Annotated in this window: 16 protein-coding genes; 7 read left to right on the top strand and 9 right to left on the bottom strand. The window is 39.2% G+C overall.

Annotated features, from left to right (window positions below):
* Nucleotides 1-78: 78 nt before the first annotated feature.
* The 3 genes from CWB77_RS09025 (at nucleotide 79) to CWB77_RS09015 (ending at nucleotide 4566) form a co-directional block, all read left to right on the top strand.
* Entirely contained in the window at nucleotides 79-534 is a 456-nt protein-coding gene (locus CWB77_RS09025; RefSeq protein ID WP_008468510.1) for an Lrp/AsnC family transcriptional regulator, read from the top strand.
* Between the two features lie 73 nt (nucleotides 535-607).
* On the top strand, nucleotides 608-3334 hold the full coding sequence (locus tag CWB77_RS09020) for an ATP-binding protein (protein ID WP_138622411.1): 2727 nt from the start codon (nucleotides 608-610) through the stop codon (nucleotides 3332-3334).
* Nucleotides 3335-3426: 92 nt separating this feature from the next.
* Nucleotides 3427-4566, top strand: a complete 1140-nt coding sequence (locus CWB77_RS09015) for a GNAT family N-acetyltransferase (protein ID WP_138622409.1) — start codon at nucleotides 3427-3429, stop codon at nucleotides 4564-4566.
* On the opposite strand, the gene CWB77_RS09010 is transcribed toward CWB77_RS09015, so the two are convergent.
* Nucleotides 4543-5133, bottom strand: a complete 591-nt coding sequence (locus CWB77_RS09010) for a DUF938 domain-containing protein (RefSeq protein ID WP_010392551.1) — start codon at nucleotides 5131-5133, stop codon at nucleotides 4543-4545. The two genes, CWB77_RS09015 and CWB77_RS09010, sit on opposite strands and share 24 nt — an antisense overlap.
* A 193-nt stretch (nucleotides 5134-5326) precedes the next feature.
* Here CWB77_RS09010 and CWB77_RS09005 point away from each other — a divergent pair, with 193 nt between their 5' ends.
* The 4 genes from CWB77_RS09005 (at nucleotide 5327) to CWB77_RS08990 (ending at nucleotide 8147) form a co-directional block, all read left to right on the top strand.
* Entirely contained in the window at nucleotides 5327-5512 is a 186-nt protein-coding gene (locus CWB77_RS09005) for a hypothetical protein (protein ID WP_008113269.1), read from the top strand.
* 216 nt (nucleotides 5513-5728) lie between these two features.
* Entirely contained in the window at nucleotides 5729-7108 is a 1380-nt protein-coding gene (locus CWB77_RS09000) for a class II fumarate hydratase (protein ID WP_138622407.1), read from the top strand.
* A 108-nt stretch (nucleotides 7109-7216) separates the two neighbouring features.
* A complete protein-coding gene (locus CWB77_RS08995) occupies nucleotides 7217-7735 on the top strand; it encodes a hypothetical protein (RefSeq protein WP_010392545.1) in 519 nt (172 codons plus the stop codon).
* Nucleotides 7736-7745: 10 nt separating this feature from the next.
* On the top strand, nucleotides 7746-8147 hold the full coding sequence (locus tag CWB77_RS08990) for a hypothetical protein (RefSeq protein WP_010392543.1): 402 nt from the start codon (nucleotides 7746-7748) through the stop codon (nucleotides 8145-8147).
* Nucleotides 8148-8162: 15 nt separating this feature from the next.
* Here CWB77_RS08990 and CWB77_RS18615 read toward each other — a convergent pair whose 3' ends face one another.
* The 8 genes from CWB77_RS18615 to CWB77_RS08950 form a co-directional block, all read right to left on the bottom strand.
* A complete protein-coding gene (locus tag CWB77_RS18615) occupies nucleotides 8163-8348 on the bottom strand; it encodes a hypothetical protein (RefSeq protein ID WP_021033113.1) in 186 nt (61 codons plus the stop codon).
* Between the two features lie 63 nt (nucleotides 8349-8411).
* On the bottom strand, nucleotides 8412-8732 hold the full coding sequence (locus tag CWB77_RS08980; RefSeq protein WP_010392540.1) for a hypothetical protein: 321 nt from the start codon (nucleotides 8730-8732) through the stop codon (nucleotides 8412-8414).
* Nucleotides 8729-9367 (bottom strand): DUF4178 domain-containing protein, encoded by a 639-nt coding sequence (locus CWB77_RS08975; RefSeq protein ID WP_010392538.1) that lies wholly within the window; start codon nucleotides 9365-9367, stop codon nucleotides 8729-8731. The genes CWB77_RS08980 and CWB77_RS08975 overlap by 4 nt, the downstream gene beginning before the upstream one ends.
* Nucleotides 9368-9438: 71 nt before the next feature.
* The gene (locus CWB77_RS08970) at nucleotides 9439-10131 is read right to left on the bottom strand and encodes a PspA/IM30 family protein (protein WP_036980772.1); all 693 of its coding nucleotides are present in this window, start codon (nucleotides 10129-10131) and stop codon (nucleotides 9439-9441) included.
* A gap of 89 nt (nucleotides 10132-10220) precedes the next feature.
* Complete coding sequence (locus CWB77_RS08965; protein ID WP_008113284.1) at nucleotides 10221-10634, bottom strand: YjfI family protein; 414 nt, start codon at nucleotides 10632-10634, stop codon at nucleotides 10221-10223.
* Nucleotides 10635-10714: 80 nt separating this feature from the next.
* Entirely contained in the window at nucleotides 10715-12436 is a 1722-nt protein-coding gene (locus CWB77_RS08960; RefSeq protein ID WP_138622405.1) for a polyamine aminopropyltransferase, read from the bottom strand.
* A 4-nt stretch (nucleotides 12437-12440) separates the two neighbouring features.
* The gene (locus tag CWB77_RS08955) at nucleotides 12441-13340 is read right to left on the bottom strand and encodes a DUF350 domain-containing protein (RefSeq protein ID WP_138622403.1); all 900 of its coding nucleotides are present in this window, start codon (nucleotides 13338-13340) and stop codon (nucleotides 12441-12443) included.
* A 25-nt stretch (nucleotides 13341-13365) separates the two neighbouring features.
* A complete protein-coding gene (locus CWB77_RS08950) occupies nucleotides 13366-14298 on the bottom strand; it encodes a hypothetical protein (RefSeq protein WP_008113289.1) in 933 nt (310 codons plus the stop codon).
* Nucleotides 14299-14825: the final 527 nt, after the last annotated feature.

Raw genomic sequence — 14825 nt, 5'->3', positions numbered from 1 at the left:
CTAAAAAAAATAGTAAAAGCAGTTATTGTTAGCAATAATCACTATTACTAGACAAATAATTAATAAGATTCTATAGCCATGTTAGATAATAAAGATCAGCAGCTACTCGTTGCCTTGCAGTCGCAAGCCCGAATGTCGGTATCAGAATTAGCCAATACCATTAATCTCTCGGATACTCCTACTCTAAGGCGCATTAAAAAACTTGAGCAAGAACAGGTTATTATTGGTTATCACGCAGCTATTAACCCTAAGTCACTCAACCTGAATGTACTGGTTTATGCTTTTGTGCGACTGTGCCAAAATTCAGTGAGTGCCGCACAACAGTTTGAACAACATGTAGAAAAGCTACCGCATGTACTTGAGTGTTCAGTGATCTCAGGCAGCCACGATTATTTATTAAAAATTATCTCTCACGATTTAGAAAGTTATGAGCAGTTCGTAAAGCACCAACTGGGAAGCTTAAGCTGTATCGCCAACATAGAATCAACCGTTGTATTAAAGCAGTCATTTAGTAAAAAACAGTTACCACTTTAAAAAATAATACTATTTAGTACTGATCCGCTATACTGAGATTCAACTATAAAAATAATATTAAACAAGGATGCATGTGAAGATTTTTCGTTCAACATCCAGTTCTTCTGCTTTTTACATATTGTTTGCGGTGGCTTATTTTGCAACTGGTAAGTTATTAACTAATTTTGCCTTCCAATCACAAGTAATCCCTATCTGGCTCCCTGCAGGTATTGCCCTAGTTGGCTGTTTTATCTGGTGGTGGCGTTTTATTCCGGCATTATTTATTGCCTCTGTCGCCTTTAATTTAAGTACCGGTGATAACGTTATTACTGATCAAGTTTTAATTGGCAATACATTAGAGCAGGTGTTACTAATCGGCTTTGGTGCTGTACTACAAGGGATGATTGGCGCAGCTTTTTTAAAATACTGGCTAGGTCATCCGCTGTTTTTAAAGAAGCGCCAATCAATAATTTATTTTATTTTTATCGTTGGTATTGTCGTTAGCCTAATATCGGCCAATATTGGCGTCTATGCTTTAAGTCAGTTTAACCCTGCTTACAGTATTGATAATCATTGGAGAAATGTTACTTTTTGGTGGCTTGGTGATTCTCTTGGTGTGCTGATCGCAACTCCTTTTATATTGGCGTTATTACAACCTAAATTTAAACGACATTACTTCACCCCACTACCTACCATCGCAGTTTGCTCGGTATTATTCATCTCTGTAGCTTTTACCACAAAGCTATATAATCAAGAGAGTTATTCAAATGCGATACAAATTGCCAAACGCGAAACATCTATCATTGAAAACAGTTTACTGAGCAATTTAAACCTCAGTCAAATAACCGTACAAAGCCTTGCAAGCCAAATACAATCAACACCGACTTTAAGCAAGCAAGAGTTTGATATTTACAGTGCTCAACTATTGGCTGAGCATTCATTTATTAAAGCATTTTCATGGAACCGCAAAATTAACCAGGCTCAGGTCAGGGACTTTAACAAACAGCTTGATGAAATTTATAATACACACAACTTTGTTCCGAGCATTAAAGGCGCCCCATTATCAAACAACGATCCATTGGTGATTATCACTTATATTGCTCCTTTGTCAGAAAACCAATCCGCCATAGGTTTTAATCTCAACTCTCGTAAAGATCGTCGTGAGACTTTACTCGATCCACGTATCAAAAATCGCCCTGTCGGTACTAAAATAATTCAATTAGTTCAAACACAGCGACCTGAACCCGCGTATTTATTATTTTCTCCTGTGTATCAACAAAATAATGAGATTGCATCAATTAAAGGCTACGCAACAGGCGTATTTTTAGTAAAAAACATACTTGCTCAATCGCTTACCCAAGCACAAAATAAAATGTTTAATATCGCTATTTATGAAGCCAATGCTATTAATCCGTTTTATTCAAACGTCGAAAACAAACCAACCAAAAGCAATAAACTTACAACTATCGAAATTAATTTTGCAGGACAAACATGGCTAGTAGATTTAGCGATTAAAGATGAATTCTTACCGCATCAAACTAATAATATGACACTCTTTTTACTTATTTTACAGGTCATTGTAAGCTCACTCATTTTACTTATATTACTGTTGTTTAATCACCAACACCTTGCACTTTCACGTTTGGTAGCAGAGCGTACTCGCTCTCTCGTTAAGGCTAAACAGCATTCTGATTTGGCAAATCAAGCTAAAAGCCGGTTTTTAGCAAATATGAGCCATGAAATTCGCACCCCGCTTAACGCTGTGATCGGCTTTTCAACCTTAGCTAAAAATGAAGAGCGTCCTGAAACTCTTTCTGATTATTTAAATAAAATTAATTTAGCATCTAACTCATTATTAAGTTTAATCAATGATGTACTCGATATCTCTAAAATTGAATCACAAAAACTAACCTTAGAAGTTGCTCCTTTTGATTTGAATGCTCTTCTTGCTCGGATCAGTAGCATGTTCGAGCAAAGCGCTGAACAAAAAGGTATTAACTGGAAAGTTGATAACCAATTACCAACCGACATTTGGTTTGAAGGTGATGTTATGCGAATTGAGCAAATTTTATTAAACCTGTGTAGTAACGCTATTAAGTTTACTTACGAAGGTGAAGTAAGTATTAGCGCATACAGCAAGGAGATCGCCGATAAACGTCATCAAATTACCTTGGCTATTAGGGACTCGGGTATCGGTATTGCCGCTTCAGAGCAAAGTAAATTATTTGATGCATTCACCCAAGCTGATAGCTCAACATCACGTAAGTTTGGTGGTACAGGGCTTGGTTTGGCAATCGCAAAAGAACTTAGCTTATTAATGTCTGGAGATATCAAAGTACAAAGTGAGCCAGGTAAAGGCTCCACTTTTACTCTGTCTGTCGAGTTAAATACCTGTGCTGTACAACAAGTAACGGCGAAGCACTCGCAACAGCATGTTGATTTAAGCAAACTAAAAATACTGGTTGCAGAAGATAACAGCGTCAATCAATTAGTGATAAAAGCAATGCTTAGCTCTTTGGGGATCACCCCAACATTGGTTGAAAATGGAGAGTTGGCAGTAGAACAAGTTAAAATAAATGACTTCGATTTAGTGTTAATGGATTGCCAAATGCCAGTTATGGACGGTTACCAGGCCACCGCATTGATACGGAAAACTAAAAGTGCTGAACAATTACCTGTGATCGCCTTAACCGCTGATGTAATGCCTGAAGATAAAGCCAATGCCTTAGCAATTGGTTTTAACGAACATCTTGCAAAACCTCTCGAACTCGATAAGCTCACACAATGCTTATCTCAATATATCGAGCAGGATGAACCATAAGGTTTTATCCAAAATAGAAAACCGAATATGGCTGTCGAATTATTATCAAAATTAACAAGTAACACACAGACAACAGTAGTAGGCAAAGCATTATGAGCCACTTTTCTCACAGTTGGTTTAATAGTATTAATCAAATTGATGCAACACAGTGGCATCAATTTTTTGGTAACGACCCATTCACCCAACATGCTTTTTTATACGCACTTGAGCAAAGCCAATGTGTAAGTGCTAAAACAGGTTGGCAGCCTCATCACTTAGCCGTTTATGAAGGCGATAAACTCATTGCGCTTGCCCCTGGCTACTTAAAAGCGCACTCCTACGGTGAATATGTATTTGACTGGGCATGGGCTGAAGCTTATGAAAAAAATGGCTTAGATTATTACCCTAAATGGCTATGTGGTATTCCCTTTAGCCCGATTGAGGGACAAAGAATACGTATTATGCATAGCAATCCAAAGCTAGTGTATAAGTACATAACAGAGCAACTTAAAAGCCACTGCGTAGAACAGGCATGGTCAGGCTGGCATGTAAACTTTTGCGACAAAGCACAAGCCACCCATCTTTATGATACCGGTGCTATGCGAAGAATCGGCGTGCAGTTTCAATGGTTTAATAATAACTTTAAAGATTTTGACGATTTTTTAAAAACCTTTAATGCCCGAAAGCGTAAAGCCGTTAAAAAAGAGCGCGCTAAAATCACAGAGCAAAATATCAGTATTGAATGGCTCAAAGGCAAGAAAATCACTACCGCTACAATGCAGCTTTTTTGTGAGTTTTATCAACGCACTTATTTAAAACGATCGGGTCATTTAGGCTACTTAAACAGTGATTTTTTTAGCTTGTTACACGCTTTAATGGCTGACAAATTGCTCATTATGCTAGCCAAAAGAGACCAGCAAGTAATTGCCGCCACCTTAAGCTTAATTGATGATAATACCCTTTACGGCCGCTATTGGGGTGCTAGTGAAGAGATAGATTCGCTTCACTTTGAGCTGTGTTATTACCAAGGGATTGATTATGCTATTAAGCATAACATTCAGTGCTTTAATGCTGGGGCACAAGGAGAGCATAAAATCGCTCGTGGTTTTCAACCGGTAATCACTTACTCTGCCCATCACATTGTTCACCCCGATTTTAATAATGCCATTGCAGATTACTTAGAACGCGAATGCCAACATATCGAAATTTACAAACAACAATGTAGCACTTTATTGCCGTTTAAAAATGAGTAACTGATTATTTGCAGGCATCGCAGTATCGCTGAGTAACTTAAGCCCATATTGCACTGCAAGCTGTTCAACCGCTTCGAAATCACGAATACCACTAAGCGGATCGCGACTTTGCAATAAACTATTAAATTCATCATTACTGGGGCTGGTAAACTCCCCTTTATATTTGAAAGGGCCATATACACACACCACCCCTTGCTGGTTTAAGTGCTGATTTACTCCAGCAAAAAAACGCGTAATTAACTCCCAGCTCACTATGTGAAAAGTATTAGCAGTATATACCGCATCCACTTTATTTACTGGCCAAGAATAGTTTAGATCAAGTAATAAAGGCGGATGCAAGTTTGCCAGTTGCACCTCATCATGCCATAACTTTATTCCTTGATGATTAACCTCTCGATCACTGGTATACCATTGTAAATGTGGCAATTTTTTGGCAAAGAAAACACTATGCTGACCCGTCCCCGAGCCTATCTCAAGTACTGATGCTGCATTTTGCAATGCAGGCTGCAAAGCCTTAAGTATATGATTTTTATTATTTTCGCAGGCTTGTGAAAACGGTTTGGTCATACTGATGCACCTAAATTGCAAATGAATGCACAATAGTAAAACAAATTTCAGCTATTCTGTCGTGAGTAAATTGGCCAAAATAATAAAATAACATCAATTTCAATACGTTAAATTATCTTTACCGAGCTGGTACGCTATATGCTTTTATTAAATTACTCACTTAATGAGTACTAAACTACAAAAGGATAACATTATGTATATTTCACCTTATACCGCAGTAGATGCTGCAATGGCAGTTACAGACAAAAGCCTAGATAAAACGAGTTATGAAACAGATTGTAGAGCAACGGTTATCGACTTACTTTCTCATGTAAAAAATACTCAAAAGGCACAAAACAAACATGAAACAGACCAAATATTTATTCTTGGCTACAATTAAAATTCTGTTTAGCCTTGTAACCGGCTGTTTATATAAATACATTATTTAAGTCGACTTAAAATCAGTTTAAGTCGACTTTTTAGTTTTAATCCCACTTGTTAACTTGCCTTGACGCCCTCTACTTTTTAGCTATACCGTTGTAAATAGTAATAACAGCACCATATCTTTTTATATAGCGTAGTTAAATGTCATATATTCTCTTTTATAGGAGTACTAATGAGTAACTTTAGAACAGAATCAGATAGCATGGGCACACTCAACGTGCCCGCTGACGCACTTTATAAAGCACAGACCCAACGCGCCATTAATAACTTTACGATCAGTAGCCTCACAATGCCGCAGCAATTTATTATTGCCTTAGCGTATATCAAGCAAGCCGCTGCAATAGCCAATTTCAAACTAGGTCATTTAGATAAAACGAAAGCAAATGCAATCGACCATGCCTGCCAAGAAATTATTGATGGTAAGCATTATGAGCATTTCCCCGTTGATATTTTTCAAACTGGCTCAGGTACTAGCTCAAATATGAATGCTAATGAGGTCATTGCGAGCTTAGCCTCAAAACATGCTAACCAAGCTATTCACCCAAATGACGATGTGAATATGGGGCAAAGCTCTAATGACGTTATTCCCACTGCGATTGCTTTGAGTAGTGCGATCAGCGTTGATAAAAAATTACTGCCAGCACTAGCAAATTTAGCAGACGCCTTAGAGCAAAAAAAAGCAGACATCGGTCACATAGTTAAAACTGGGCGCACTCATTTAATGGATGCAATGCCAATAACTTTTGAGCAAACACTCAGCGCATGGCAATCGCAGGTTAAGCATGCAGCTAGCAGTATTGAGCATGCACTAATACGTGTCTGTGAGCTAGCGCAAGGTGGCACAGCAGTAGGTACAGGTATTAATGCCGACCCACAATTTGCCGCTCTATTTGCCACACAGCTAACTGAAAAGGTAGGGATTCAATTTACCCCTAGCGATAACTTTTTTTATAATATTGGATCGCAAGATGCGATTGTCGCTTTATCAGGACAGCTAAAAGTCTATGCAGTTGCACAAATGAAAATAGCCAACGATTTACGTTGGATGAACTCAGGCCCACTTGCGGGACTTTCAGAAATTGAACTTGAAGCATTACAGCCTGGCTCATCAATTATGCCTGGTAAAGTGAATCCGGTGATCCCAGAAGCCGCTGCAATGGTTAGCGCCCAAGTCATTGGTAACGACGCAACCATTACGGTTGCAGGCCAAGCTGGCAACTTTGAGCTTAACGTAATGCTGCCGGTAATCGCTTACAATATTTTGCAAAGTGCCGAGATACTCGCTAATAGCGCGCAAGCGTTGGCAGATAAAGCCATTGCTAGCTTTAAAGTTAATCAAAATCAGATTGATAAAGCATTAACTAAAAACCCGATTTTAGTGACTGCGCTAAACCCTGTTATTGGCTACGAAAAAGCAGCAAAAATTGCTAAGCAAGCTTATCAGCAAGCACAGCCAATTATTGATATCGCTGAGCAAGAAACCGACCTATCGCGATCAGAATTAGAGGCATTACTCAATCCAGCTAAATTAACGCAAGGCGGGTTAACTTAAAAACTCTCCTTATCACCTCTTTAATATGTTGATAGTAGAGTTTTTATTGCTGTAATGAATGCACAGTGTATGATAGTGATGAATAATTCATCACTATCAGGAACGATTATGCGTACTCCATTACTCGCTCTACTGCTACCGCTTTGCTTAACGGCGTGCTTAGAAACAACCTCAAATAAAACTGAGCAAACTAAAACCAATGCGGTAGAAAATACGTCTACGCCGATACCGCAACAAAAATTACCACAAGCGAATAAGCAAAATAAAATAGCACAGCCATTACCAGCTGATGCAGCAAAAGAAGTGTCGCTTGATGATATTAAAACAGCAAAAGATAAGCTAAACAGCCTCATAGCAGATAAGCAATGTTCAACGAGTTCACAGTGTAAAGTGAATGCTGTTGGTAGCCGTGCCTGTGGTGGACCGAGCGATTATATTGTGTACTCGACACAAAGCGCCCCCCAAAAACAGGTTTCAGCCCTAAGCGATACAATTACTCAATTGGAAAGTACTTATAATGCGCAAAAAGGCATGATGAGTATTTGCCAACATTTAACTGCGCCTAGTACCCAGTGCGTTGAAAATAAATGTGTTAAACTTGAAGGCTCTGCGGTAAGTGTATTTTAAGGATTAGATTATGAGTTGTTTGTCATCCGTAATTAAACTATCAGCTGCCAGTGTTGTCATGACTATGCTGCTTAGCGGTTGCAGTAGCGCACTAACACCAAGCACAGCTCAAAACGCGAGTGAATCTGTTTTAAATACTCAGCTTAATGAGCTTACAAGTAATAAAAGCTGCACAGCCAGTTATCAATGTAAGGTGTTAGGTGTTGGCTCGCGTGTCTGTGGGGGGCCGAGTAAGTATGTTGTGTATTCAACATTAAATAATTCTCAAAAGCATGCCGAGCAATTAGCACAAAAAATCACTCAGCAAGAACAAAAAAATAACACTGCGCTTGAGTTCGATGACTGTTCACCAGTGCTAGAAGTTCACTCTTTATGTATTGATAACCAATGTAAAACCGTTAATTACCAGTAGCAGTTCGTTTCGGTGTTAATTTAATAGTGGTATTAACACCGAAATAACCACTACCATGAAAATACATACACCAGCCTTAAAAATGTATTCCAAAGGCATGTTCTTTTGTACCCAATAAGCATATATAAAACGCACAAAGTAGCTTGCCGCTGTGCCAAATAACGCAAACATAAGTAAGTAGGCAATCAATATAATATTCACAGCTGCACTTCTTTAGAAATAATAACCTCAGTGTAAGTATTTTATATAAAGAAGGCAAAAGGGTTACTTAGTCTTTTTTGTATGCTCAATGAGTAGATCTGCTACCTGTTGCTTTACCGCTCTTTTATCATCTACTGCAACTTCAAACCGACTAGCCAATTGCGCTATTTCATCATCATTTAAATTAAACGATAAACGCTGCCGTGTTTTTTTAGACTTTACATCAAGGCCTAAAATTTTGCGGATCATATCTGAGGGAGTAAGTTCTTGGTCGATAGCTTGTTTTTTTATCGACTTTTGTACCTCACTACTCAAATCAAAGGCCATTTGCGTGGCGCGCACAGCTTGCTCTTGGCGCAACCACTTGTCTTTAGCATCACTCACTGGGCATCTCCAGGAAACAAGTCAACAATATCGCTAATTGGGCGAGTTAATGTCAGTGATACTTCTGTTTCACCTCCCTCCCAAATTTCGATATTAACGCTATGCCCTTCATCGGGTGACGCTAAACAAATCATTTCACAGGGTTCACCACCGTCTTGCTCATAGCGAGGTAGCGCTTGGCCACGAAAATCTTTATTATGAAAATAACATACATAAGGTGATTCGCTTTGTTGATAACTTCCAGCTAAAAACTGCATAAAGCGCTCAGGCGTATTTTTAACTGTAATATGCGTTAACGATTCTTCATCAAAAATACGTGAAAACTCATCCAAACCAAATACTTCATCAACATCATCACGCTGAATCTTTATTGAGAAATTAGCCCACTGCTCACCATCGTTTTGTTCTATTTGTAAAAACACCACTTGGCCTGTGTTAGTTTCAAGTACGAATTCAGTATCACTACTATGTTGGTACTGATACGTTTGCACATCAATAACGCGAAGTGTTTGGCCTTTGAGCCATGCAGGATAAGCAAACGAGTCAATCACTGTAAACATGTCACCTTTTTTAAGGTCACTCGCGTGATTAAGCTGACGTTCTGGCTTTTTTTTAGATTTGAAAAAATTAAACATATAAGGTGCCTCTGTAAGCAAAAAAGGTAACGGAGCAAAACTCGGTTACCTTTTTAATATGGTTCTAAATGTTAGCTATTTTGCTTCGCTTTAATGCGCGCTAGAATATCAGCACTTTTTGGATTGGTATCACCAATACCCGCTTCAGCCATTTTAGCTTTTAAATCATCGCCATTAACATCTGCTTCTAAAGACTTTGCAGCACCTAATTGATCAGTACGGTCTTGTTGGCGTTGCTTAATACGCTCAAGCGATTGACGCGCCGACGTCATTGACGAATTATTAGTATTAAGCGTGCTATTTACAGCCATTGTCGCTTGTTGAACGCTTTCTGTGGTTTTAACCATAGTAAGCTGACGCTGGTTTTCTTTAATTGATTTTTCAGCATCTTTAACTTGCTGCTTCAACGTCACTATGTGATTAGTAAAGCCCGCTAACACTTGCTCGTGTTCGGCTTTCTCAGCTTCAAAGTCACCAATTTTTTCTGCAATTTCTAATGCTAATGCTTCATTCCCTTTTTCAAGGGCTTGACCTGCATACGCTTCGTGCTCAGCAATTGATGCATCTACTGCGCTAATTTTACGTTTGGTTTGCATCTCTTTAGCCATTACTTCTGTCAGGCTTTTTTTAGCACGATTCAGTGCATTTTGTGCATCGGCAATTTCTTGTTCAAAAATACGAATACCATTCGCATCAACAATTGCTTCGCCCGCTTCACGCGCGCCACCACGTACCGCTGTAAATAATTTTTTTAAAATACTCATAATCTTAACTCCAAAAACTTGTTTATATCCTATTAGGTAAAGCGAGAGCCATATACTATTAGCAATCAGCACTTACCTATGCGGGTATCCTAATCGTTTAAATACAAGGTCACGGCTTCTAGTGCATCAATTGCGTTATCCGCTAACGTCACTAGTTCGTGGGTAACGTCATCTAATGATGAATTTACCGAAAGTGCACCAAAAATCGCATATTTATTATCGATTTTGGCAAATGCACTTAGCGGAATTGGCACGTTTAAACGCAGTAGTGTTTCGTTTAACTCGTCGCGTAACTCGCTTTTTACTTCGTCTTCACCAAACAAGTAGCTAATACATAATAATTGCTCTTGTGTTTGGGTAACAAAAATTGGAAGCTCATCGTTTCCATCAACAATGACTTGTAAAACATCTTGCTCACCTGGATTGGCAATCAAGAAAGACTCAAAGTTAGCACCCTCAGTTTCAAAAGACGCTAATTTTATTGAAAGTTCATTTAATTCCATGTCTCTGCCTTTTTGTCGTTTGACATATTATGTCTGAGTTAAGATTCGCATGGTCGACATATTATGTCAACCATATTTTATTAATTTTTATACAATTCACTTTCTATTTGCCAAGCAGCTCGGTAATAATCATATAAGCGACCAGAGCCTAACCTATTGACTTCAATATCGTTAACTTGTTCAAAATAGTTATTAGGAAATGCAAAACTGGCTAATAAATATTTTTTACTAATCCACCGAGATGGCACTGGCATATCAGTTATATTGCTAATACGTGCACTTGGTGATTGACCCATTTTAGTAGCAATAGTCCACCCCCACTGACCAAACGAAGGGATGTTTTGCTGATATTGCTCTACATAATCAAAACCTGCGGCTTTCACCGTTTTAGCAATACTTAAAAATGCCTTTTTCGCATGATAAGGCGAGGTTGACTGTACCGCCATAGCACCATCAGGTGCCAATAATTGACGCACATGGTTATAAAAATAGTCGCTATACATCTTATTCAGATCGGGATGATTAGGGTCTGGCAGGTCAATTAGGATAGTATCGAACTGCTTTGACTGATCCAGTAGCCTTTCTACTTCTAAAAATGCATCACCCACAATAATATTTGCTCGGGGGTCATGCATCGATTCATTATTGAGTGCCATTAATCGCTGTTTAATATCATCAGGCGGTGTGTATTGATTATCTTTATGACCAAATAAATTGAGTAGCTGTCCATCTAAATCAATTAAAGTCACTTCCTCAACCGGCCACTTTAATACATCACGCATGGCCAATCCGTCACCGCCACCAATAATCAAAATACGGTCATGACGATTAGATGCGAGCATTGCAGGATAAACAAGCATTGAGTGATATATTTGCTCATCAATACTTGAGAACTGCAAACGACCATTTAAGTATAGGTCGGTGATAGGCTGTGGCTGATTTTTACTTAAGCGTTCGGTTAACACCACATGCTGGTATTTCGTTGCTTGGGAATAAATAACTTTATCTTTGTATAGTACGTTACTTAGGTTATCCATCCAGCTACTACCAAACTGCAAAATAAAAGCGAATAGCACCAGCAGTAATATATGGCAAACCAATAGCAACTTAGCAAAGCGTACATAGCTATGGTAACGCCATAAAAAGGCAAGGCCGGCAATAATGTTAAATAGCGCTGTCCAAGCAGCGGCTTGCATTATTGGCATCGCGAGCATAATACTCACCCAAATTGCCGCGCCAATACCGGCGCCAATATAGTCAGCCCCATATATAGTGCCGGCGTTATTTTCTAAGAAGCGCCCATAAACATGCTGGCGAATACGCGCAATCAAAGGTATCTCCATACCAATAAATAGCCCTAATATTAGGCCAAATACATAAGGTAAAAAGCGAGACCATTCTTGTAGCTTTTGAAACACGTAACCATTAAGAATAACGTCAGGGGGAATATTAAAAATACTTGAGAATAAATGAGGGAGTGAATAGCTTACAGCAATAATACTAGCAATGGCTAATATACAGCCCATACCTATGAGCGCAATAATGCTTTCTAGCCAGGCAAATGCGGTAAAGGCATCTTTAAACCAACGCGCTAAAAATGCACCCATCCCCATAGCTACAATCATAGTGCCTATCATGGCGTAAATTGCACTCTCAACTGAGCCTAGTACTCGGCCAGCGTAATGAGAAAGTAAGTATTCATAAATAAGGCCGCATCCTGCGAGTACGGCCATAACAGTGATCAGTAAAATATCATGCCCAAGTAAATTAAATTTACTTGGGGAAGCTTGAGTTGATGACACGTGATTATGCACCCAGTAGTGTGGCCATAGTGATCCCGACAGCAAATGACACAGCTGCGGAAATAGCGGCAACACCCACATTCTTTTGGCGATTCACTTCATCTGAAATATCACATCCAGCAAGAATGATTTTAATCGTCAGTAAGTGCAGTAAAATGAAAGCAACCAAACTAACAACGGCACTTAGCGCCCAGTAAAGTAAACTCGCGTTAATATTATCGGCAGCATAGGGAGCAATACCTGTTGCAGCAGTAATGGCTAATGCACTACCAATTAAAAAGCCGGCATAGCGAACACCTACTGCTAAATTACCATCAACAATGGCTTGTTGTAGGCAATCACCGCTTTTATTGGTGCGTTTAAATAACTGCACTCGGTATTGGCTTACTAAAAGCAGTACCACACTACCAATCACAAAAGCGGCAATCACAATAGGAATGCCATGCCAGCCTTCGGTAGCAACCCACAATAGTGCAGAGCGAATAACCACTGCAACACTAACTACATGGCCAAAATCAATAATTGACGCAGTAACGTTACCTTTGACTATTTCGTTATGTAAGCTTACTTTACGCAATGCCACTTTATCTTGAAAAAAGTGACCCAGCTTTATAAGCAAAATTGCTAATGCACCATAGCCAAGCATTAACAGAGCTTCTTTTTGTAACGTAGCAGCAAAAGCACCACTACTTACACCCGTTAATACAATCGCAAGGGCAACTAAGCCAGCGGCAAAGCTTATTCCGAATGCAAAGTTATCTCGCTCGGTAATTTCATCATTAGCATGTAAATTAGACACCCAACCTTTAATATACTTTAGGCTAACAAACAGTAAGATGATAATTGCAAAGTCTACAGACAGTGCTTGCAAAGACCACATAGTTATTCCATTAAATTCATACATATTATTCTAACTCCAACGTTATTCTTTACTTACCACGACTTACGCCGCGCGAGGTTCTGCTACTGCTATTACGAACCGATCCTGAATTATTGCTATAACTACTCGCTCTTGAGTAACTGCTGCGACTTTTAGGCGGCGTATAACTGCTGCGACTCAAACCTGATGCACCTGTTTTTTTACTCGCATAAGGACTAGTAAACTGCTTGCCTTGGCGTTGGTAAGATTGTCGTGTACGTGTTTCTAATGCACTTTGGGTTTTTATTTGTTTAGGGCTTGAGTAACGAGTACGACCATAGTCATTGTAGTAACTATACTTGCGGCGTTTACTCCAACTTCCGTATTCAACTCGGTCAAATACATCACCCAAAATACGGTACATGCCGTACCATTGCCAAAAACTAATACCGCTACTATTCGTTTGCCAATTACCATAGTTAGGATTACCTACCATTTGGTTACCAACCCCTTGGCCTTCAGCTTTTTGGCTTATAGCACCAACTCGTGCCAAAGAGCCATTCGACATATCCGCAAGCATATTAATAGGATCGGTTAAGGCATCAGAAAATAAAGTTGGCTTGGCCGCCTCACGCAATAAATCAATATTGTATAAAGTGTCTTCGTAAGGAGGAATTAAGTAATTACCCTTAATATCATCAAGACGTTGGGTTAAACCACTATAAAGGGCTCCTTGGCGTGTGGCATCAAGGCTAACTACATCAACAACCTTACTGAGTTCAGGCTGCTGTTGTTTAAGGATACGACTGTATTCTTTAAGAATAATCGCATTACGTATACTACCATTATCAAGTGCTTTACCAAGCTGAGTAAGCTCGACATCGGCCTTTTTAATGGACTCTTGAATTGTTTGTTGTAGCTGTTCTTCTTTAGATTGACAACCAATCAGTGCTGTAAACAAACAAAACAGGCTGAGAAGTTTCCAAGCTTTTATATTCGACATTCATGTCACCTGATTTACTAAATTATCCTAGATAGTTTTACACAGGACAGTTATTAAACCAACAATGAAATTGCAACAAGATGATAATTTAGGGACTAGTTTAAAGATGCAAGGAGAATAACTAAGATCAGTAAAGAGAGAGTGCTGATGGTAATACTTCAAAACTGAGGGCTGTACACTGACTTATATTTGGAGTGGGTGCGCTACTTCGTTGCGACGACGCATTAGAATGCCTTAGAGTCGGCTCTGATCAATTCTCTTCCTTTCACCTAGAACCTTCTTTTACTTTATTCCAAACGTAAAAAAGCCCGACTCATCCTCTGTCGTGTTCTTCGTGTTCTTTTATCCGTGGGTTCCGTGATACTCAACCCACGCTACGGTTGCCTGATTAACGCAGTGCAACTGATAGCTGACGGCTAATATTTTCACTTTCCTGCAGACGTAAAAAAGCCCGACTCTTTCGAATCGGGCTTTCTTGTATTTGGAGCCTGGTAATGTCCTACTTTCACATAACAATTTATACTCTT

Source organism: Pseudoalteromonas sp. S1610 (assembly GCF_005887465.1).
GTDB classification, from domain to species: Bacteria; Pseudomonadota; Gammaproteobacteria; order Enterobacterales; family Alteromonadaceae; genus Pseudoalteromonas; species Pseudoalteromonas undina.
This window is presented reverse-complemented; position numbering and strand designations above follow the sequence as displayed.